This is a genomic window from Pseudomonas sp. NPDC047961, from assembly GCF_050272435.1.
GTDB lineage: Bacteria > Pseudomonadota > Gammaproteobacteria > Pseudomonadales > Pseudomonadaceae > Stutzerimonas.
This window is the reverse complement of sequence record NZ_JBNNMD010000002.1, coordinates 356428-377411: the sequence shown is the minus strand read 5'-3', so window position 1 is coordinate 377411 and position 20984 is coordinate 356428. Positions and strand designations below refer to the sequence as shown.

The window sequence follows — 20984 nt, the reverse complement described above, 5'->3', positions numbered from 1 at the left end:
CGATGGTGGCCCCGCTGTGCATCAACCCCGCCGACGGCGCACCAGGCCCCAACCGAGCAACAACACACAGACGACTATCAGCGGCCAGGAGCGCCATTGCAGATAGGGCGTCAATCCCTGCATGGGCGTGACTTCACCGTATAGCACCGCTTCCTTGAACGCCGGGATTTGCTCGACGATGCGACCGTGGGGGTCGATTAGCACCGTGACGCCATTGTTGGTGGCGCGAATCATCCAGCGACCGGCTTCAAGGGCTCGCATCTGCGCCATCTGCAGATGTTGCAGCGGGCCTATCGAGTGGCCGAACCAGGCGTCGTTGCTAACGGTGAGCAAGATGTCGCTTTGCGCTGCGAGGCTGGCGGCAAACTCCGGGTAGACGACTTCGTAGCAAATGAATGGCGCGATCTGAAACCCCTTCGCCTGCAACAGCAGCTGCTCAGGCGTGCCACGCGCGAAGTCCGACATCGGTAGGTCGAAAAAGGCGATCAGCCCGCGCAAGACGTCTTGCAGCGGCACGTATTCACCGAACGGCACCAGCTTCTGCTTCAGGTAGGTACCTTGCGCGTCGCCCGCAGTGGTCAGGCCGTTGTAGTAGCGCAGCTCGCCGTCGGCATTGGGCTGGCGTACCGGAACGCCGGTGATCAAGGCTGACTGCCGGTCCTGGGCGAAGCGGCTCATCATCGTCAGGTAACCTTCAGCGTGCTCCTTGAGTATCGGCACTGCGGTCTCGGGCCAGACGATGAGATCGGCAGGTTGGCTGCGGAAGGTCATGTCGCGGTAGAGCAGGAGCTGCATCTCGAGCTTTTTCGGGTCCCATTTGATGCTTTGCGCGACGTTGCCCTGCATCGCGGCGACGCTGATTGGTTCGGCTTTTGCGGTTGTCCAGGTGTGGTCGCCTAAGCCCAGTGCGCCGCCCCAGAGGGTCACTACGAGCAGCGATGCTCCGGCCAGCGATGCCTTGTGACGCAGAAGCTGGGGTAGCGCGACCAGCAGTGATGCGGTCAATGCCAGCGCAAAGGTCAGCAACCAGACGCCACCGAGCGGCGCAAGCCCCGCTAACGGCCCTTCCAGTTGGCTATAACCGGCATACAGCCAGGGGAAACCCGTCAGTACCCAGCCGCGCAGTGCGTCCAGGGCGAGCCAGAGCGCGGCGAACAGCAGAGCGTTGAGCAGCGGCGCCGTCGGTTGTCGCAGCCAGCGGGCCCAGGCCCAGCCAAGCAACAGGAAGAACAGCGCCAGCCCGGCGACGAAGCCCAAGGTCAGCGCACCGGCCAAGACAGGCGGAGCCGAGCCAAAGTCGTGAATGCTGACGTAAACCCAGCTGACGCCCGAGGCGAACAGGCCGAAGCCGTAGCACCAGCCGCGGCCGGCCGCCTGTTTCGGCGTCAGCTCGCGCAGGCCCAGATAAATTACACCCATCGACACCAAGGCCAGCGGCCAGATATCGAAAGGGGCAAGCGACAGCGTTGTCAGGGCGCCGGCGGCGAGCGCCAACAGGTTGCCCAGCCAGCCGGGGCGGGTAATCCAGCGCATGGATGTTCCTTGGGTAACCGCCGCGAGCATCGAGGGTGCGCGGCGGGTGGATGCTAAAAGGATCTATCTAAGCCAGTGCAACAGCGCCCCGCAGAACGCTAGCGGCTTTCAGCTTCGGTACGGGTCAGGCGCAGCATATGCACGCGGCGACTGTCGGCGTTCAGCACGCGGAAGCGGAAGCCATTTATCTCAGTCACCTCGTTACGCTTGGGCAGATGACCGAAGGTGCTCATCACCAGGCCAGCAACAGTATCGAATTCTTCATCCGGAAATTCGCTCTGGAAGAACTCGTTGAAGCTGTCGATCGGTGTCAGCGCCTTGACCAGGAAGTCGCCGCTGGGCAGTGGCCGGATGTAGCTGTCTTCTTCGATGTCGTGCTCGTCCTCGATATCCCCAACAATCTGTTCGAGTACGTCTTCGATGGTCACCAGTCCGGCGACACCGCCGTATTCGTCGATGACGATCGCCATATGACTGTGATTGGCACGGAACTCGCGCAGCAGCACGTTGAGGCGTTTGGATTCGGGCACGAAGGTGGCGGGGCGTAACAGGTCCTTGATGTCGAAATTCTGCTGATCGTTTTGCAGGATCAGCGGTAGCAAGTCCTTGGCCAGCAGCACGCCGATAACTTCGTCGAGGCTGTCGCCCACTACCGGATAGCGCGAGTGCGCTGCGGAAATGATCGCGGGGAGAAACTCCTTCGGCGACTGGTCGGCCCTGATGCTCATTACCTGCGAGCGCGGCACCATGATGTCGCGCACCTGCAGATCGGCGACCTGGATGGCGCCTTCGACAATCGCCAGGGCTTCGTTGTCGAGTAGTTTGTTCTGGTGGGCGCCGCGCAATACTTCCAGCAGCTCCTCACGATTTTTCGGCTCATGGGCAAAAGCCTGGCTGATTTTCCCAAACCAGGACTTCTGCCCGTTGCTCGATCGGTCTTCGCTCATGTCTTTGACTCAATGGTCCTTGCAGTTGCCCGTAGCGGGCTATTCGTCGGCGTAAGGATCGGTGTGACCCAGCTCCGCCAACAGTTGACGCTCGATGCTCTCCATTTCCTCGGCTTCGTCGTCATCGATATGATCGTAGCCGAGCAGGTGCAGACAGCCATGGATGACCAGATGCGCCCAGTGCGCCTGCAGTGTCTTGCCTTGTTCTACTGCCTCCCGCTCAAGCACCGGTACGCAGATCACCAGATCGCCCAGCAGCGGAATGTCCAGCAATCCGTCTGGCACTTCGGCCGGAAAGGACAGCACGTTGGTGGCGTAATCCTTGTGTCGCCATGTCCGGTTCAGCTCGCGGCCTTCGGGTTCGTCGACCAGGCGGATAGTCAGCTCGGAGTCGGCCGTGCGCTGGCGCAGCCCAAGCTCGCACCAGCGACGCAGGTCCGCTTCGGACGGGATGGCTCCCTGGCTTTCGCATTGCAGGTCGAGCTCAATCACGTCCATGTTCCTGAAGCGTGCGATTGCCGTTCTGCGCCTGATCGCCCTCGAATGCCTCGTAGGCTTCGACAATTCGCTGTACTAGCGGATGGCGTACCACGTCCTTGGGTTTGAAATGCGTGAAGCTGATGCCGTTGACGTCCTTCAGGACTTCGATCACGTGGGCCAGACCGCTCTTGGTGCCACGAGGCAGGTCGACCTGCGTGATATCGCCGGTGATCACCGCTGTCGAGCCGAAGCCGATGCGGGTCAGAAACATCTTCATCTGCTCGAGGGTGGTGTTCTGACTCTCATCGAGGATGATGAAACTGTTGTTCAGCGTGCGCCCACGCATGTACGCCAGCGGTGCGATCTCGATGACCTGCTTCTCGATCAGTTTAGCGACCTGCTCGAAACCGAGCATTTCGTAGAGCGCGTCATACAAGGGGCGCAAGTATGGGTCGATCTTCTGGGCCAGATCGCCGGGCAGGAAGCCAAGCTTTTCACCGGCCTCGACTGCCGGACGTACCAGCAGGATGCGGCGAATCTGCTCGCGCTCCAGTGCATCGACGGCGCAGGCGACTGCCAGATAAGTCTTGCCCGTGCCGGCCGGGCCGATACCGAAGTTGATGTCGTTGTCGAGGATCGACTGCACGTAGCGCTGCTGATTGACGCCGCGTGGACGGATATTGCCTTTGCGGGTGCGCAACGAAATGTTCGGGGTCGTGGACGAGTTGTTCAACTCTTCCATTGCCGACTCCTGCAGGAACAAATGAACCGTGTCTGGCGAGAGCTCAATGCTCTTGGTCTCGCGATACAGGCGTCGCAGGAGATGCTCTGCAGCTTGGGCCACTTCACTCGGGCCGACCAACTCGAATTGGTTGCCACGGTTGCGGATTTCCAGATCCAGGCGTTGTTCGATGAGGCGCAGATGCTCGTCGAACTGACCGCAGAGATTGGCAAAGCGATTGGCTTCAAAGGGTTCGAGGGTAAAACGATGAGGTTCTGTGGGGGCGTTCAAGGGCTTTTAGTTGACCTGCTTTGCAAAAAGATGGGAGGAGAATAGCGCCGCGTGAAGAAAAAAGCAGCGGCATGCCGGTCGTGGCGAGCCGTTGCGTTACTGCGGCTGCAGCTCATTCGGCTATCGGCCGCCGTAACGCGGTGCTCAGCTAACGACCGGCTCCAGCAGCGTGCCGCGCAACGAGTGCGGCAGCGCTTCGTCGATGTGCACGTCGACAAACTGTCCGATTAACCGCGGATTGTCGCAACGGAAATTGACGATCCGGTTGTGCTCGGTACGACCCTGTAGCATGCCTGGGTCTTTCTTAGAGTAGTCCGTGACGAGAATGCGCTGCTGCGTGCCCGCCATCCGTCGGCTGTTCTCGAAGCCCTGCTGGTTGATCCGCTGTTGCAGGATCGCCAGGCGCTGCTTCTTCACGTCGTCTGGGGTTTCGTCCACCAGATCCGCTGCTGGCGTGCCCGGCCGCGAGCTGTAGACAAAGGAGTAGGAGAAGTCGAAACCAACGTCCTCGATCAGCTTCATGGTCTGCTCGAAGTCCTTCTCGGTTTCGCCTGGGAATCCAACGATGAAGTCAGAGCTGATCAGGATGTCCGGTACGGCGGCCTTGAGCTTGCGGATGCGTGACTTGTATTCGAGCGCGGTGTGGTTGCGCTTCATCCCGGCCAGCACCCGATCCGAACCCGACTGAACCGGCAGATGCAGATACTTCACCAGCTCCGGTACCTCGGCGTGAGCCTGGATCAGCGCATCGGAGAATTCCAGTGGGTGGCTGGTGGTGTAGCGGATGCGGTCGATGCCATCGACTGCCGCGACCACGCGGATCAGTTCGGCCAGATCGGCAGTGCGGCCGTCATGGGTAGCGCCGCGGTAGCCGTTGACGTTCTGTCCGAGCAATGTGACTTCCCGAACGCCGTTTTCGGCCAGGTGAATGACTTCGGCAAGCACATCGTCGAACGGACGGCTGACTTCTTCGCCACGGGTGTAAGGCACCACGCAGAACGTGCAGTATTTGCTGCAGCCTTCCATGACCGAGACGAACGCGGTCGGGCCGTCGACGCGCGGCTCGGGCAAGCGGTCAAATTTCTCGATCTCGGGAAACGAAATGTCGACCTGCGGTTTCTTCGTCGTGCGCGCTGCATCGATCATTTCGGGTAGGCGGTGCAGCGTCTGCGGGCCGAAGACCACATCGACATAGGGCGCCCGGTCACGGATCGCCGCGCCTTCCTGGCTGGCAACGCAGCCGCCAACACCGATCACCAGCTGCGGGTTTTCAAGCTTGAGCTCCCGCCAGCGGCCGAGTTGCGAGAACACCTTCTCCTGAGCCTTTTCACGAATCGAGCAGGTGTTGAGCAGGATCACGTCGGCTTCCGCCGGATTTGAAGTGATCTCGAGAGGTTGCTGCTCACCCAGCAGGTCAACCATGCGCGAGCTGTCGTACTCGTTCATCTGGCAACCGTGGGTTTCGATATAGAGCTTGCGGGTCATGTTACGGGCCGGCGTTGTGCAAAAAATGGCCGGCGATTATACGACCAGGGCGTGGGCGATAAAAGCGCAAGCGCAAAGGCCCGCCTCAAGCCATGAGTCGCAAGGGAAAACAGGCGGGTTTGGTGACATTGAGGCCAGGCGGAACTCGCATTCGCTGGCAGCTTGCTATTCGCCTGCCGTCTGCAGGTCCATCAGATAGTCGCGAAAGATCTGCCCGAGGACCTGAGTCGCGATTTCGTGCTCCTCACGGCCCATCTGCGCCGAGACACGATCGGCAGTATCCAGCGCTTCTTCTTCGCCATTGACCGCCGACATCTTCAACACAACGTAAGCCTGGACGTTGTTGGCCGGCACCCCTTCGCCGCGAAAGAACATCACGCCGAGCCGATGCTGGGCCAATGCGTGTCCCTTCAGTGAGGCCTGCTCGAACCAGTGAAGCGCTTTGGCCAGGTCACGTGGAACGCGCCGGCCGTTGTAGTAATAGTCACCTAGCTCATAGGCCGCCTGCAGGTCACCCCCGTTGGCGGCGTGTTCGCAGGCGCGTAGCGCTTCGTTCATCGCTTCCGGGACGGTGTTGAGCGCGCAGCGGGAAGTGGCAGGGATCAGCAGCGAGTTGCCGCCCGCCATGCCCAGCAGGGGAGTGAGTAGCAGCAGGCAGCCAAGAGTGAGGCTGCGACCGGTGCAAGTCATGAATCAAGGCGCCTCGAAGATCACGGCGGTGACTGAAAGGTTCGGCGTGAAACGAGCCGACTGTCACATTATGGATAAGCGGTGGCCTGCTTACAAAGGCTTTAACGGCAGGCTTGCAGCTTTTTATGTGGGCGCAGGGCTTTGTTCTCGCATATTCCCGGGTAGATGGAGCAATAGCCAGGCGATGATCGGAATGGCCAGTGCCAGCCACAGCTGCTGATAGGCCTGCAGCGGGTTGGAGCTGAGCAGCAGCCCACCCCAGGGGAGCAGAGCCATGAGTAAAACGCCGGCAGCCAACCCCGCCGCGGCCTGCAGGCGTGCAGGCCATTGCAGCAAGCCTGCATAAGCCACCAGCAGAGCGCTCAGCAAACCCAGCGAAAGCGCATACGGCGCGCTCCAGCCCAGCTGCCTGGCTAGTTCAAAAAACGCACATAACCCAATCACTACACGGCCCCAGGTGGGGCGGCTCCAGATCCATCTGCGCGACAAAGTCAGCGCGACTACGCCGACGAGCGGCAAGCCAAGCAGCAAGGTTGCCTGCAGCAGCCAGCGTTCCGCTTCGAGCGTATCAGCACCTAACGCTAGGCGTGCCGTCGCGCATGCACCTGTCCCGGCCGCCAGACTGAACGCAAGCAGTGCCGAGAACAGAGCCGGTTGATCCGGCTCGCCGTAGCCGCGCCGGGCGCTGCCGATCCAGATGGCGCCCGCCAACCCCGTCAGGGTCAGCAGCACGGCTTGTAGTAGGTCGGGGATCAGGTTCATTTCAGCTGAGCGAAGGCGTGCTCGGCGGCATCCAGGGTGATCTGCAGCTCCTTGTCGCCATGAGCGATGGAGGTGAAGCCGGCTTCGAACGCGCTGGGCGCCAGGTACACGCCGCCCTCAAGCATCAGATGGAAGAAACGTTTGAAGCGCTCGGCGTCGCTGGTCATTACGTCGTCGAACGTGACGATGTTGTCCGCTTCGCTGAAATACAGACCGAACATGCCGCCCACCTGGGTGGTGACGAACGGGATGCCGGCGGCTTCAGCCCGCTCTTTCAGGCCCTGCAGCATGCGCGTGGTGTAAGCGGTGAGCTCTTCATGAAAACCGGGGCGATTGATCAGCTTCAGCGTCGTCAAGCCGGCCGCCATCGCCAACGGATTACCTGACAGGGTGCCGGCCTGATAAACCGGGCCCAGCGGGGCGATGCGCTCCATGATGGTGCGCTTGCCGCCGAAACAGCCGACCGGCATGCCGCCGCCAATGATCTTGCCAAAGGTGGTCAGGTCAGGGGTAACGCCGTAATGGGCCTGAGCGCCGCCGAGGGCGACGCGGAAGCCGGTCATTACTTCATCAAAGATAAGCACCACGCCGTGTTTGTCGCACTGCTCGCGCAGCCCCTGTAAATAACCGGGCGCAGGCGGTACGCAGTTCATGTTGCCTGCGACCGGCTCGACGATGATGCAGGCCACTTCGCTGCCCACTTCGGCGAGCATCTGCTCGACAGCGGCCAGGTCGTTGAAGGGCAGCGTCAGGGTGTGCTTGGCGAATGCTGCCGGTACCCCCGCAGAACTGGGAACGCCTTGGGTCAGGGCACCTGAGCCTGCCTTGACCAGCAGGCTGTCGGAGTGGCCGTGGTAGCAGCCTTCGAACTTGATGATGCTGTCACGTCCGGTATAGCCACGTGCCAGGCGGATCGCGCTCATGGTCGCCTCGGTGCCGGAGCTGACCATGCGCATCATTTCCATGGACGGCACCAGGCTGCAGACCAGCTCGGCCATTTCGGTTTCCATGGCGGTCGGTGCACCGTAGGACAATCCGTGTTGCAGCTGATTGCGGACCGCGTCGAGTACGTCAGGATGGCTGTGCCCCAGAATCATCGGGCCCCAGGAACCGACGTAATCTACGTAGCGATTGTCATCTTCGTCGGTGACATAGGCGCCTTCGGCGTGCTTGAAGAATAACGGCGTGCCGCCAACGCTGCGGAAGGCGCGTACCGGTGAGTTCACGCCGCCTGGAATTCGGTTCTGAGCACTTGCGAAGAGGGTTTCGGAACGGGACATAGTGCCTCTCTCGATACAGGAATAGGTTTGAGGAGCACGGCGGCTGGAGCCGTACCGTGTTCAATTAATAGCGAAGAGTTCGCTGAAGGCCTGCGCGCGGCGTTCGACCTCGTTCGCCGAATCGGCAGCGAACAAGGCGTGGACGACGGCGATCAGACTGGCGCCCTTGGCGATCAGGCCTGGCGCATTGTCCAGCGTCACGCCGCCAATCGCGGTGATCGGCACGCTGAACCGCTGTCGCGCTTCTGCCAGCAGCTCAGGCGTTGCCGAGGGCGCGCCGGGCTTGGTGTTGGAGTCGAAGAACCGGCCGAACGCGATATAGCTGGCGCCCTCACGGATGGCCTGCTCAGCCAGATCCAGGCGCGCATGACAGGTCGCTCCAATGATCGCCTTGCGGCCGAGCAGGGCGCGGGCCGCTGAGAGCGAGCCGTCTTCCTGGCCGAGATGCAGGCCGACGCCCAGGCGGGCTGCAAGTTCGGCATCATCGTTGATGATCAACTGGGCGCCGTGACGATCGCAAAGTTCGCGCAAGGCCTCGGCCTCGCGCAGACGCCGTCTGTCATCCTCGGACTTGTCGCGGTATTGCAGCAGCCGAGCACCGCCTTTGAGCGCCGCCTCGGCATAGGGCAGCAGCCGCCCGTCGGCCAAGAGCTTGCTGTCGGTGATCGCGTAGAGCCCGCGCAGTTTGGTGTCTTTCATGGCAGCGCTCCGGTCAGGCCAGATCCAGCGGCAGGCGTCGTGGAATATATTGGCCACGGCCTGGTGCTTCGGCGTCACGCAGGGTGCGCCAGGTGTAATCGAGGGCGGATTTCACCGCGCTGGCCAGGTCCTCGCCCAGCGCCAGCCTTCCGGATAACGCACTGGCCAGGGTGCAGCCGGACCCATGATAGCTGCCGGGCAGGCGCTGGCAGCTGAAATCGTAGCGGCTGCCATCGCGCGAGTAGAGTCGGTTGTGGACTTCGGTCTCGTCGCCATGGCCTCCGGTGATCAGCAGGTGGCGGATGAAGGGCAACAGCTTTTCCGCGCATTCATCGGCGCTGCCTTCCGGAAGCTCGGCAAGAATCCGTGCTTCAGGCAGGTTCGGGGTGGCAATGGTGGACACAGGAAACAGTCGTTCGCGCATGGCGTAGCCGACTTCGTCCTTGCCCAGCGCGCCGCCGCCGCCGGCGCGCAGCACCGGATCACAGACCAGAGGGATGCCAGGCAGCTTCTGCATGATTTCCAATACGGTCTCGACCATCTCAACCGAGCCGAGCATGCCCAATTTGACTGCGGCTACTGGCAAGTCGGCTATGACGGCGTCAGCCTGAGCCAGCACCCATTCGCGATCGAGCACGCGAAAGTCGGTGACGTTGACGGTGTCCTGAACGGTCAGTGCAGTGACCGCCGGGGCGGCGTGACAGCCCTGGGCGATCAGCGCTTCGATGTCGGCTTGTAGCCCAGCACCGCCACTCGGGTCGTGGCCGGAAAGGCAAAGAACGACAGGGCGGGAGCAATGGCCGGACATCGATGGGTTCCCTGAGTCATGGTGTGGTGGGTCCGGCCGAGGCTAGGCGCAGCCGGATTTTCATGGCGTGCGAGCTTATCACCAATCCTCCCGGGCAGCTCGCGCCGGCACGGCTCGCGGTTGCCACCGCGTACGTCCGTCCGGTGGGCGCACGGCGTCGATTCTGTGGCGCCAGAACCATGTTAAAGTGCCAGCACTTAGCTTTGGCTGCGTGTATTCGGGAGAACGGGGGTTCTTCTGGCGCAGCTCGACGGATTGCCTCCCCATGCACCATATTCTTCTTTTACTGCTCGCCCTGCTGCCAGCGATGTCGGGTGCCGTCGAGCTCAGCAGCAATACCCAGCGTCTTCCGCTCGGGCAGGTCATGGCGGTGCTGGAGGACCCTAGCCGCGAAGCCACCATCGCAGAGGTGGTCGCGCTCGATGCCGCGGGGCGCTTCGTCGAGAGCGATGAGGATGTGCTCAATGCCGGTTACTCACGCTCGGCGTTCTGGCTGCGTATCGACCTGAACTACCGTGCCGAGCCGCCAGCCGAACACAGCCGCTGGTGGCTGGAGCTGGCGTATCCGCCGCTCGACCATCTCGACCTCTATCTGCCGGATGGGCGCGGTGGTTATCGCCTTGCGCAGCAGAGCGGCGACGCATTGCCGTTCCATGAGCGCCAGATCAGGCAACGCAATCATCTGTTCGACCTGCAGCTAGCGCCTAACCAGCCACAGCGAATCTACCTGCGTTTGGAAAGTCAGGGCTCGATTCAGATCCCGCTCACCCTTTGGTCGCCGGTGGCCTACCTGGAAGAACAATCCGGGCACATCTATGTGCTGGCGATCATCTACGGCGTGTTGCTGGTGATGCTGTTCTACAACCTGTTCATCTACCTCAGCGTCCGTGATCGCAGCTACCTCTATTACATCCTCTACATCGCCTCGTTCGGCCTATATCAGGTATCGGTGAACGGCCTTGGCGTTCAGTATCTCTGGCCGAACTGGGCGTGGTGGGCCAATGCATCGACGCCATTTCTCATCGGTGCGGCAGGTCTGTTCGGCTGTCAGTTCGCGCGCAGCTTTCTGCATACCAGCGAGCACAGCCCCTGGATCGACCGTGCCCTGATGCTGCTGATGGGGCTGGGGGCGGTGACGATGATCGTATCGCTAACCTCCAGTTACGCGCTGGCGCTGCGGATGGCGACCTTCCTTGCACTCTGGTTCATTCTGGTTATTTTCGTCGCCGCCATTGTGGCCTGGCATCGAGGGATGCGCGTTGCACGCTATTTCCTGATCGCCTGGTCGGCCTTTCTCATCGGCGGACAGATCAACACACTGATGGTGCTGGGTTACCTGCCGCATACGTTCATCACCATGTATGCCGGCCAGATCGGCTCGGCGCTCGAGGTGGCGCTGTTGTCGTTGGCCCTGGCCGACCGGATCAACATGATGAAGGAAGAGCGTGCCCAGGTGCTCATGGATACCGGGCGTAAACTCGAAGCCATGAACCGCGAACTGGCCGAGAGCAACCGTCTCAAGGATCAGTTCCTCGCCAACGTCACCCACGAATTACGAACGCCGATGCACGGCGTGATCGGCAGTCTCGACCTGATGCGCACCCTGGAGCTGAGTGGCGAGCTTGAGCAGTACCAGCGAATCGCAAGCGGGTCGGCACGCGACATGATGCAGCTGGTCAACGACATCCTCGCCTTGACTGAGCTGCAGGCGGGCAAGTTGCGCGTGCGCAATGCGCCGTTCAGCTTGCGGCTGTTGGCCGATGAGCTTTATGCGGAATACGGTGCGCGGGCTGCAACGCGCGGGTTGAGCTTCGATCTCGAACTCGATGGGCAGCTACCGGAAATACTGGCTGGCGACGCCGGCAAACTAAAACAGAGCCTTGGCTATCTGCTCGACAACGCCATCAAGTTCACCTTGCGCGGGGGCGTCACGCTTTCGGTCAACGGATACGAGACAGCGCCCGGTTACATGCTGGATGTAACGGTGATCGATACCGGATTGGGGTTCGACGCGCCGGTCGATGACTCGCTGTTCGAGTATTTCCGTCAACTCGATGGCAGCATGACTCGCCAGTACGGTGGGCTGGGAATCGGCCTGTCTCTGTGCAAACAGCTGGTTGAGTTGCAGGGCGGAACGGTCTCCTGCCAATCCGAACCGGGTCGCGGCAGCCGCTTTCAGGTATTGCTACCGGTAGAGCTGACCTGAGGGTGCAACGCTAAGCGCCTGCGCCTAAGGCTGCGGCCTGTTTCGCCCTTGCAACGCGCAGACTTTTGGCCGAAACCTCACTTTTGCCCGGCATACCTGCGTGCTTCACTTCTTTGGTGGGTGCCACCAGCCGGTGCCCCGCATCGGCCCGGCGATTCATTCGCGGTGACAGCGGTGAGCAACGCTAATCCCCCGTTGCATGCCGTCGGGCCCCTTGCCGCATCTGCCGAGGAGACCCGATATGAGCCTGCTGCAATACGCTGAAACCCACGAGGTGCTGAATCAGGTCCCGCCATTGGACGGTGCCAACCTGTACCGTCTAGACCTGCCGCTGCAGGACTGGGTGAGGCGATACCGGGGCGGCTGGGCCGAATCGCGGCTGGATGCTTACGGCGCGTTGGCCGGTGGGCCGCTGATGGCTGCCGGGTTTCTGGCCAACGAGAACAAGCCGGTGTTCAAGAGCCATGACCGCTACGGACACCGCATTGACCTGGTGGAGTTTCATCCGGCTTATCACCAGCTGATGAGTGCCGCAATTGCCCATGGCATCCCGTCACTGCCCTGGACCGATCCGCAATCCGGCGCCCAGGTGGCGCGTGCCGGTTTGATGTATTTGCACAATCAGGCCGAGGCCGGCAGCAGCTGCCCGTTGACCATGACCTACGCCAGCGTTCCCGCCCTGCGACAGCAGCCTGGGATTGCCGACGTCTGGCTGCCAAAGATCCTCAGCCGGGAATACGACCCACGCAACCTGCCGATGGAGCAGAAAAGCGGCGTCACCATCGGCATGGCCATGACCGAAAAACAGGGCGGCACCGACGTGCGTGCCAACACCACTCGTGCACACGCCGTCGGGGCGCGCGGGCCAGGCCAGGAGTACGAGCTGGTCGGGCACAAGTGGTTCTGTTCGGCGCCGATGTGTGATGCCTTCCTGACCCTGGCGCAGACCGAACAAGGCTTGTCATGCTTCCTTCTGCCGCGGCATAGACCCGATGGCAGCCGTAACCAGTTCTATATCCAGCGGCTGAAAAACAAACTGGGCAACTGGTCGAATGCATCCAGCGAAGTCGAATACCGCGGCGCGCTGGCCTGGATGATCGGTGAGGAGGGGCGCGGTGTGCCGACCATCATCGAAATGGTCTCCTCGACCCGTTTTGATTGCATGATCGGCTCCAGCTCATTGATGCGCCAAGCGCTGACCCAGGCCATGCACCATTGCACGCATCGGCAGGTGGGTGGTCGAGCCTTGATTGAACAACCGCTGATGCAGAACGTGCTGGCCGACCTGGCGCTGGAGAGCGAGGCAGCACTGGCGCTGACCATGCGCATGGGTCGGGCGCTGGACAATCCGTTCGACGAGCAGGAGGAGAAGTTCGCCCGGCTGGTCACGGCGATCGGCAAATACTGGATCTGCAAACGCGCCCCGGAAATGGTCGCCGAAGCCAGCGAATGCCTCGGCGGCGCCGGCTACGTTGAGGAGACGATCATGCCGCGCCTCTATCGCGAAGCGCCGGTGAACTCCATCTGGGAAGGCTCAGGCAATGTGCAGTGCCTGGATGTCCTGCGTGCGCTGTCCAAGGAGGCTGGTGTGCTGGAAGTACTGTTCGCCGAGCTGGGCGACGGTCATGGCGATGTGCGTCTGCAGCACCACATCAAAGGGCTGCAAACGGCTTTCGCCGATAAAGGCGACATCCAGTACCGCGCGCGTCAGCTCACCGAAGGTGTAGCCGTCGCGCTGCAGGCCAAGGTGCTGCTTGAAGCGGGTAACGATAAAGTCTCGGATGCGTTCATCACCAGCCGCCTGGCGGGCAACGGCCGGGCCTTCGGCACGCTGCCGCGCGGCCTCGACATCAGTGCGCTGCTGGCGCGCAGTGGGCCGTTCATCGAGTGAGGTTCAGGCGGTCTGGCCAGCCGCTTGGCGCGGCTCAGCCAGAATCCCTGCCAACACCTCGCGGTCGATGTTGGCACCACTGAGCACCACTCCAATGCGCTCGCCACGGTTGTGTTCGCGCTCCTGCATCGCGGCGGCCAGCGCGGCAGCGCCGGCGCCTTCGGCGGGGTTATGGGTGTCTTCATGGAAGGCGACGATGGCCTGACGGATTTCGGCGTCATCGACGCGCACGATGCGCGCCGCGCCTTTGCGAATGATCTCCAGAGCGTCGGGAGATGGCATGCGGCATGCCATCCCATCGGCAAAGGTGTTGGCTGTTTCCGTACAGACGATGCCCGCCTGCTCGAAGCTCTGTGCATAGGCATCGGCAGCGCTGGACACCACGCCTATGATCTCCGTATTCAGACCCAGCAAGTCGCGGGTTCGGATCATCCCGCAGATGCCTGAGCCGAGCCCGATGGGCACATAAACCCGTCGCAGGTCCGGCACCGCTTCGAGGAATTCCAGCGCATAGGTGGCGACGCCTTTGATCAGGTCCGGATGCAGTGAAGGGACAAAATGCCAGCCGTTGACCTCAGCCAGCTCCGCGGCGCGCTGGCGGGCAGTATCGAAGTCGCGACCGTGCTCGACGACCTCAGCACCGCAGGCCCGCATGGCGGCGTTCTTTTCCGTCGAGTTGCCTTCAGGGACCAGAACCTGCAGGCGTAAACCTGCGTTGCGTGCGGCCATCGCCAGGCTGATGCCGTGATTGCCACGGGTTGCGGTGACGAGGCCCGGCAAGCGCGGTTCACGCTTGATCAGCTCATGGATATAGAGCACACCGCCGCGCACCTTGAAAGCACCGGCTGGCGTGTGGTTCTCGTGCTTGACCCAGACTTGGCAGCCAAGCCGTTCGGCCAGCAGCGGCCACGCGTATTGCGGGGTTGGCGGTACGCTCTGGTGAATCAGTTCGGCTGCCTGACGCAGTTGGTGTAGATCGAACATCGACGGCTCCTTGGCGGGTTTGACGTCGATCCTAGGTGGCGGGCATTGTATGGGTAAATATCTATATTGCATGGCAAACAATGTGGTTACCCAAACTCGAATCTGATGACCAACCGCGCTACCTGGCGCTGGTCGATGCCATTGCATCGGCCATTGCACGTGGCGAGCTGCGGCCGGGGGATCGACTGCCGCCGCAGCGGCGGCTGGCCTGGGCGCTCGGCCTCAATCCCAGCACGGCAATGCAGGCCTACCGCGAAGCGGCGCGTCGGCATCTCGTCGGTGGCGAGGTAGGGCGTGGTACTTATGTACTCGCCAGCAGCCGCGAGGCCAGCCTGTTCCGGCTGAAGACGCCGGAGGCCCATCCGGAACTGGTCGACCTCTCGACCAACCTGCCGGTCCTCGACCCCGACGATGACGCCATGCAACGCAGCATGGCGTCACTGTGCGCGATGGGTGAGCTGGCGAGCCTGCAGGGTTATCCCTCGGCGCGCAGTCTGCAGCGTGGCCAGCTGGCGGTGAGCGCCTGGTTGCGTGGTCGGGCGCTCGAGCTTCCGCCGCAGCAGGTGATGCTCTGCGCCGGGGCGCAGCAGGGCGTGTTCGCTGCGCTGATCGGATTGTGCGAGCCAGGCGAGCCGGTACTGGTCGAAGCCCTGACGTCCCCCGGTATCAAGGCCGCCGGGCGTCAGTTACGACTGCCGCTGCACGGGGTCGCAATGGACGAGTTCGGCATTCTGCCGGACGATCTCGACCGTCTGGCCCGCGCTACCTCGGCCCGCGTGGCGGTCCTGACGCCGTGCATGCAGAACCCGACCGCCGTGAGCATGGATACGCAGCGCCGCGAGGCTATCGCCGCCGTGGCGCGACGGCGAGGCTTGCTGATCATCGAAGACGATATCTACGGCGCACTTGGCGGCGAGCCACCACTGGCCGCCACGTTGCCTGAACGCACCCTGCTGATCAGCAGTCTGTCGAAGACGGTCGCGCCTGGGTTGCGCCTCGGCTTTATCGCCGGACCGGACGAGTGGTTGTCGCGTATCGATCCGGAACGGCAGGCGACCAGTTGGGCCTTATCGACGCTATGCCTGCAGATCGGCTGCGAATGGCTTGAAGACGGCACCGCGGCGCGTCGGCTGGCCTGGCAACGTGAGCAGATGACCCGTCGTTGGCGGCTGGCGCAGAAACTGCTTGGGTCTGCCTCGTCAAATGCCTCGCCGCATCTCTGGCTGGAATTGGCAGACGATCAAAGTCTGCCGGAGCTGTGCCGGGATGCGCGGATCGAAGCAGCTGCAGCGGCCGTGTTCTCGGTCGGCCATGGCGCGCCGAATGCGCTGCGTCTGAGCCTGACTGCGGCGCCCAGCCTGGCGATGTTGAAGGCGCGGTTGGAGTTGCTGGCGCTGCGAATAGCCGCGTCTGATCGATGATCGCAGCACTGCGGTGCTACCGCTGTCATCGAACAGCAGGCAAGATGTTTTCAACGAATCAACAAGGAAACCCACCATGAATCCAGCAGGCGAGACCTTTCGCATTGCCACCAGCGCTGAAGCGGCCGTGGACCACCTTGCCGAGCTGCATCAACAGGCCACCCGTGCACTGAATCAGGCGCTCAAGCGCTACGTCACGACGCGCGAAGAGCCCGATGCCGCCGAGCGCGCGCTTTTCCACTATCCCGAGCTGCGCCTGACCTACGAGTGCCATGGCGAGGTGCCGGCTTCCACCCGTGCCTACGCCAAGGTGCAGGCGCCGGGTGTGTACAGCGTGACCGTGACCCATCCGGCGTCGTTTCGCAGCTACCTGCTCGACCAGCTGCGACCGCTGATTAAGGACTTCGGCGTCAAAGTCGAGGTGGGCATCAGTGAACGCAATATTCCCTATCCCTATGTGATCGAGCATGGCGACGAACTGGCCGGAACCGGTGTGACTGCTGCCGAACTGGCGCGGGTGTTCCCCAGCACCGATCTATCCGCCGCCACCGATGACATCGCCGACGGCCTGTATGACTGGGAGCATGCCGATCCCTACCCGCTGGCGCTCTTCGATGGTGCGCGGGTGGATTTCTCGCTGCGCCGGCTGGTGCATTACACCGGTAGCGACTGGCGCCACGTGCAGCCCTGGATCCTGCTGACCAACTATCACCGCTACGTCGATCAGTTCATCCGTCATGGTCTCGACATGCTGCGCGACGACACCCGTTTCGTGCGCATGGTGCTGCCGGGTAACATCATCATCGAGCGCGGCATGGAAGAGGGCGAAGCCCAGGCGATCATTGGCGGTGTGCTCTGGCATCGCTACCAGATGCCGGCCTATCACCTGCAGGCCAAAGATGGCGATGGCGTCACCCTGGTGAATATCGGCGTCGGTCCATCGAATGCCAAGAACATCACCGATCACCTAGCAGTCCTGCGCCCGCATTGCTGGTTGATGATCGGCCACTGCGGCGGCTTGCGGCAGTCGCAGTCCATCGGCGACTACGTGCTGGCCCACGCTTACATGCGCCGTGACGGCATTCTCGACCGGGTGCTGCCGCCGCATATCCCGCTGCCGGCGCTGGCGGAAGTCCAGCAGGCGCTACAGGAAGCCGCGGCGCAGGTGACCGGGGAGCAGGGCGAAGCGCTCAAGCGGCGCCTGCGCACCGGTACGGTGCTGACCTACGATGATCGCAACTGGGAATTGCGCTGGGCTCAGGAGCGGCCGCTGATCAACCTCTCCCGTGCGGTCGCGGTGGACATGGAAAGCGGCACCATCGCCGCTCAGGGTTATCGCCTGCGGGTGCCCTACGGGACGCTGCTCTGCGTGTCGGACAAGCCGCTGCACAGCGAGATCAAGCTGCCAGGCTCGGCCAACGCTTTCTATGAGCGTGCCGTGACCCAGCACCTGAAGATCGGCATCGCCGCGCTCGACCTCTTGCGCACTCAGCTCAACTCGCTGCACTCGCGCAAGCTGCGCAGCTTCGACGAGCCGCCGTTCCGCTAACGGATGGCGGCTCGCCGAGACGCTCAGTCCTTCAGGAACTCCGGCAATTTCGGGTCGCCTTTGGCCGGAAGGCTGTAGGCGACCACATAGTCGCCCGGCGGCGTCTCCATAAAGTGATGGCCGCCGGCGACGATCACCAAGTACTGGCGCCCGTTTGCCTCGTAGGTCATCGGCGTCGCCTGCCCGCCGGCGGGCAGCACGTCCTCCCACAGCACCTCACCGGTATCGATATCGATCGCGCGGATTAGGTTGTCTGTTGCCGCCGCGATGAAGACCAAGCCACCTGCGGTAATCACCGGTCCACCGTTATTCGGTGTACCCACTTTCACCGGCAGGTGCGACGAGATCCCGAACGGCCCGTTACGCCGGGCGGTGCCTAGCGGTTCGTTCCACAGCACCTCGCGGGTGTTGAGGTCGATGGCCATGATGCCGCCAAACGGCGGGCGGGAGCAGGGCACGCCTGTCAGGCTGTTGCGCCAAGCCTGGATGGACACGGCGTAGGGCGAACCTGACTGCGGTACCGAGCCGCCGGACGAAGTGCTGCCGCCCGGTACGCCAAGCGGGACCATGCCGCGCTCGTAGGCCTTGTCACGCGGGATAAGCTGGTCATGCATGGCGATGTGGTTGTAGTTCAGCACCAGGATGTTGCGGTCGGTGTTGACCGCTGCGCTGCCCCAGTCGTTACCGCCGTTGTAACTCGGCCATTGCAGGAATGGCCTGTCAACGCTCGGCGGTGTGTACATGCCTTCATAGTTGGCGCGCTTGAACTGGATCCGGCACCACAGCTGGTCCAGCGGCGTCACGCCCCAGGCATCGCTCTCGGTCAGCGGCTCGCGCGGCATCGACGGCATGCCGGTGGAAAATGGCTGAGTCTCTGAAAGCGTTTCGTCAGGCAGCGGGCTGGCCGGCACCGGGCGTTCCTCGACAGGCGTCAGCGGCTCGCCAGTGCGGCGGTCGAGGACGTAGATATCGCCCATTTTAGTGGGCAACACGACCGCTGGAACTGTGCGGCCGTCGACCGGGAAGTCAATCAGGCTGCCTTGGGAGCCAAGGTCATAGTCCCAGACATCGTTATGCACGGTCTGAAAGACCCAGCGCAATGATCCGTTGGTAACGTCCAGGGCCACCAATGCGGTCGAGTAGGGTTTCTCGAATTCTCTGCGGTTGCCGCTCCAGTAGTCGACCGACGAATTGCCCATCGGCACGTAGACAAGGCCGAGGTCCTCGTCGCCGGAGAAGATCGTCCAGGCGTTGGGGGTACCTCGGGTGTAGACATCATCTCCTTCGGGCAGCCCGGTCTCGCCAGGGCGGCCCATGTCCCAGGCCCAGGCCAGCTCGCCGGTGGCTGCGTCGTACCCGCGAATCACGCCGGACGGCGCGTCTTCCTTCTGGCCGTCGAGCACCTGATGCCCGACCACGGCGATGCCGCGGACGATGGTTGGCGGCGAAGTCACCGCGACGTAGCCGGGCACGGAGTCGCCCATGCCTTCCATCAGATCGACGTGCCCGGCGTGGCCGAAATCGGCGCAGGGCACGCCGGTATCGGCATCCACCGCCACCAGCTCGGCATCGAGTGTGCCCTCGATGACACGGCGCTTGCAGGCGGCATCATCGGGTGCATCCGGCACCTCGTAGTAACTCACGCCGCGGCAGGTCGCTGAATAGGGAATATGGTCGGTGGAAACCTTCGGGTCGTAGCGCCAACGTTCCCGACCGGTGCTGGCGTCCAGCGAGATCAGCACGTTCAGCGCATCGCACAGGTAGAGGTTGTCACCGACCTTGAGCGGCGTGGTTTCCGGTGCCCACTTCTTGTCGACCACCGACTGATCGGGCAGATTGCCGGTGCGATAGCCCCAAACCGGCTTGAGATCGGCAACGTTGTCGCGGTTGATCCGCTCCAGCGGCGAGTAGCGCGTGGCCGCATTGTTGCGTCCATAGGCCGTCCAGTCGGCTGGTTCGGGTTCGGCACCCGCCGGTCCCGGCGAAACCGTGGTGGCGGGCTCGAGTGAAGGGTCCGCCGCAGTCGTTTGGGCGTAGCTGAACGGTAGCCAGGTCAGGCTTAACAGGCCAACGAGTCGAAGCATATAAGTCATGGGTGCGCCTCCCTGCGAGTGTGGCGCCGCAGCACCGGGATGAATGCCAGTGTCAGAACGGCAATCACGGCCAGCGCCACCAGGCGTGGCACCAACGCCCAAGGGTCGAGGCCGACCTCCCAGATCGCCCAGATCAAGGTGCCGATAAACACCAGCCAGTAGAGCAAGACGCCGCTGATGCGCTGCATGAACAGCAGTACGCCAGAAGCCAGCATGCCGGCTCCAGCGATGAGGTAGTACCAGGAACCGCCGAGGGTGATGAGCCAGACGCCGCCAGCAGCAAGGGCGAGCCCGAACAGGGCGACGATGATGGAGAAGACTTTCAGTGCCCAATAGGCGAAGCCGCGGGCGTGAGAGGATCCGGACACGTGGCGCTTGCTCCCTGAAGACCGGTGAATGAGGCACCACCGAATGCAATCGGCGGCGTAACTCAACTTTTGGGTCTCAGGGGGCGCTCAGGTTCCGTGAATGTTTCGGTTTGTGTCGAATTCAGGTCGCAAGCAACCAGGCACCCGCCAGCGCGGAGGCAGCGCCTGCGATGCGAACCAAGGGCGTGGCGAGTTGCGGCAGGTTGCGGGCGACGGCATAGCCGATGCCATGCAGCGCGGCGGTGGCGATGACGAAGCCAGCGGCGTAACCCCATGGGCTGGACAGTGCCGGCAGCTCCAGGCCATGGGCAACGCCATGACTGAGGGCAAACAGCGCGGTCGGTCCAGCCGCAACGGCGAGCGGCGGACGCACCGCCAACGCCACCAAGAGCCCGAGGGCCAACACCGAGCCGGCGATGCCGGTTTCCATCAGCGGCATTTCAATGCCGGCGAAGCCGAGCAGCCCGCCGAATAGCATGGTGGCGACGAAGGTCAGCGGCAACATCCAGCGCGCGCTGCCCTGCTGCTGTGCCGCCCAGAGGCCGACGGCCAGCATCGCCAGCAGATGGTCGAGGCCGAAGACCGGATGGGCGATACCCGACATCACGCCGGCGTGGTCGTGGCCAGGATGGGCGATGGCCAAGGCAGGGCTCAGCAACAGGGCGGACGCAACGACGAGTTTTCTCTTCAGTTTCATAGGGTGTTGCCTCTGGTGTGCATGGCTCGCGGATCGTCGCAGGCGATCCACAGGAGCCGGATGGCTAGTTTTCGTAGGA

At 62.7% G+C, this 20984-nt stretch carries 18 protein-coding genes; 4 read left to right on the top strand and 14 right to left on the bottom strand.

Annotated elements, in window-relative coordinates:
- Window positions 1-21: 21 nt before the first annotated feature.
- The 10 genes from lnt to ACQKIK_RS08035 form a co-directional block, all read right to left on the bottom strand.
- Entirely contained in the window at window positions 22-1533 is a 1512-nt protein-coding gene (gene lnt, locus ACQKIK_RS08080) for an apolipoprotein N-acyltransferase (RefSeq protein ID WP_499135536.1), read from the bottom strand.
- Window positions 1534-1631: 98 nt separating this feature from the next.
- Entirely contained in the window at window positions 1632-2480 is an 849-nt protein-coding gene (locus tag ACQKIK_RS08075) for a CorC family transporter (protein ID WP_045424070.1), read from the bottom strand.
- 39 nt (window positions 2481-2519) lie between these two features.
- Window positions 2520-2972 (bottom strand): rRNA maturation RNase YbeY, encoded by a 453-nt coding sequence (gene ybeY / locus ACQKIK_RS08070; RefSeq protein ID WP_499135535.1) that lies wholly within the window; start codon window positions 2970-2972, stop codon window positions 2520-2522.
- Window positions 2965-3972, bottom strand: coding sequence for a PhoH family protein (locus ACQKIK_RS08065; RefSeq protein WP_499135534.1), 1008 nt, complete (start codon window positions 3970-3972; stop codon window positions 2965-2967). The genes ybeY and ACQKIK_RS08065 overlap by 8 nt, the downstream gene beginning before the upstream one ends.
- A gap of 144 nt (window positions 3973-4116) precedes the next feature.
- Window positions 4117-5457 carry a tRNA (N6-isopentenyl adenosine(37)-C2)-methylthiotransferase MiaB gene (miaB, locus tag ACQKIK_RS08060; RefSeq protein WP_499135533.1) on the bottom strand — a complete coding sequence of 447 codons (1341 nt, stop codon included), beginning with the start codon at window positions 5455-5457 and terminating at the stop codon, window positions 4117-4119.
- A 165-nt stretch (window positions 5458-5622) separates the two neighbouring features.
- Window positions 5623-6147 carry a tetratricopeptide repeat protein gene (locus ACQKIK_RS08055; RefSeq protein ID WP_046161781.1) on the bottom strand — a complete coding sequence of 175 codons (525 nt, stop codon included), beginning with the start codon at window positions 6145-6147 and terminating at the stop codon, window positions 5623-5625.
- A gap of 123 nt (window positions 6148-6270) precedes the next feature.
- Entirely contained in the window at window positions 6271-6909 is a 639-nt protein-coding gene (locus tag ACQKIK_RS08050) for a hypothetical protein (protein ID WP_499135532.1), read from the bottom strand.
- A complete protein-coding gene (hemL, locus tag ACQKIK_RS08045; protein ID WP_499135531.1) occupies window positions 6906-8189 on the bottom strand; it encodes a glutamate-1-semialdehyde 2,1-aminomutase in 1284 nt (427 codons plus the stop codon). The genes ACQKIK_RS08050 and hemL overlap by 4 nt, the downstream gene beginning before the upstream one ends.
- Window positions 8190-8249: 60 nt before the next feature.
- Entirely contained in the window at window positions 8250-8888 is a 639-nt protein-coding gene (gene thiE, locus ACQKIK_RS08040) for a thiamine phosphate synthase (RefSeq protein ID WP_463287978.1), read from the bottom strand.
- A gap of 13 nt (window positions 8889-8901) precedes the next feature.
- Entirely contained in the window at window positions 8902-9696 is a 795-nt protein-coding gene (locus ACQKIK_RS08035) for a hydroxymethylpyrimidine/phosphomethylpyrimidine kinase (protein ID WP_045424087.1), read from the bottom strand.
- Between the two features lie 265 nt (window positions 9697-9961).
- Here ACQKIK_RS08035 and ACQKIK_RS08030 point away from each other — a divergent pair, with 265 nt between their 5' ends.
- Complete coding sequence (locus ACQKIK_RS08030) at window positions 9962-11902, top strand: sensor histidine kinase (RefSeq protein ID WP_499135530.1); 1941 nt, start codon at window positions 9962-9964, stop codon at window positions 11900-11902.
- A gap of 241 nt (window positions 11903-12143) precedes the next feature.
- The gene (locus ACQKIK_RS08025) at window positions 12144-13793 is read left to right on the top strand and encodes an acyl-CoA dehydrogenase family protein (RefSeq protein WP_499135529.1); all 1650 of its coding nucleotides are present in this window, start codon (window positions 12144-12146) and stop codon (window positions 13791-13793) included.
- Window positions 13794-13796: 3 nt separating this feature from the next.
- On the opposite strand, the gene ACQKIK_RS08020 is transcribed toward ACQKIK_RS08025, so the two are convergent.
- Entirely contained in the window at window positions 13797-14777 is a 981-nt protein-coding gene (locus tag ACQKIK_RS08020; protein ID WP_499135528.1) for a threonine dehydratase, read from the bottom strand.
- 80 nt (window positions 14778-14857) lie between these two features.
- Here ACQKIK_RS08020 and ACQKIK_RS08015 point away from each other — a divergent pair, with 80 nt between their 5' ends.
- Together ACQKIK_RS08015 and amn are read left to right on the top strand one after the other, a co-directional pair.
- Window positions 14858-16198, top strand: a complete 1341-nt coding sequence (locus ACQKIK_RS08015) for an aminotransferase-like domain-containing protein (RefSeq protein WP_499135527.1) — start codon at window positions 14858-14860, stop codon at window positions 16196-16198.
- 76 nt (window positions 16199-16274) lie between these two features.
- Complete coding sequence (gene amn / locus ACQKIK_RS08010; RefSeq protein WP_499135526.1) at window positions 16275-17747, top strand: AMP nucleosidase; 1473 nt, start codon at window positions 16275-16277, stop codon at window positions 17745-17747.
- 23 nt (window positions 17748-17770) lie between these two features.
- Here the strand turns inward: amn and ACQKIK_RS08005 are convergent, their stop codons facing one another.
- The 3 genes from ACQKIK_RS08005 to ACQKIK_RS07995 all read right to left on the bottom strand — a co-directional run bounded on the left by ACQKIK_RS08005 (window position 17771) and on the right by ACQKIK_RS07995 (window position 20905).
- On the bottom strand, window positions 17771-19840 hold the full coding sequence (locus tag ACQKIK_RS08005; protein WP_499135525.1) for a pyrroloquinoline quinone-dependent dehydrogenase: 2070 nt from the start codon (window positions 19838-19840) through the stop codon (window positions 17771-17773).
- The gene (locus ACQKIK_RS08000) at window positions 19837-20208 is read right to left on the bottom strand and encodes a glucose dehydrogenase (protein ID WP_499135524.1); all 372 of its coding nucleotides are present in this window, start codon (window positions 20206-20208) and stop codon (window positions 19837-19839) included. Before ACQKIK_RS08000 ends, ACQKIK_RS08005 begins: the two co-directional genes overlap by 4 nt.
- 121 nt (window positions 20209-20329) lie before the next feature.
- Window positions 20330-20905, bottom strand: coding sequence for a HupE/UreJ family protein (locus ACQKIK_RS07995; protein WP_499135523.1), 576 nt, complete (start codon window positions 20903-20905; stop codon window positions 20330-20332).
- Window positions 20906-20984: the final 79 nt, after the last annotated feature.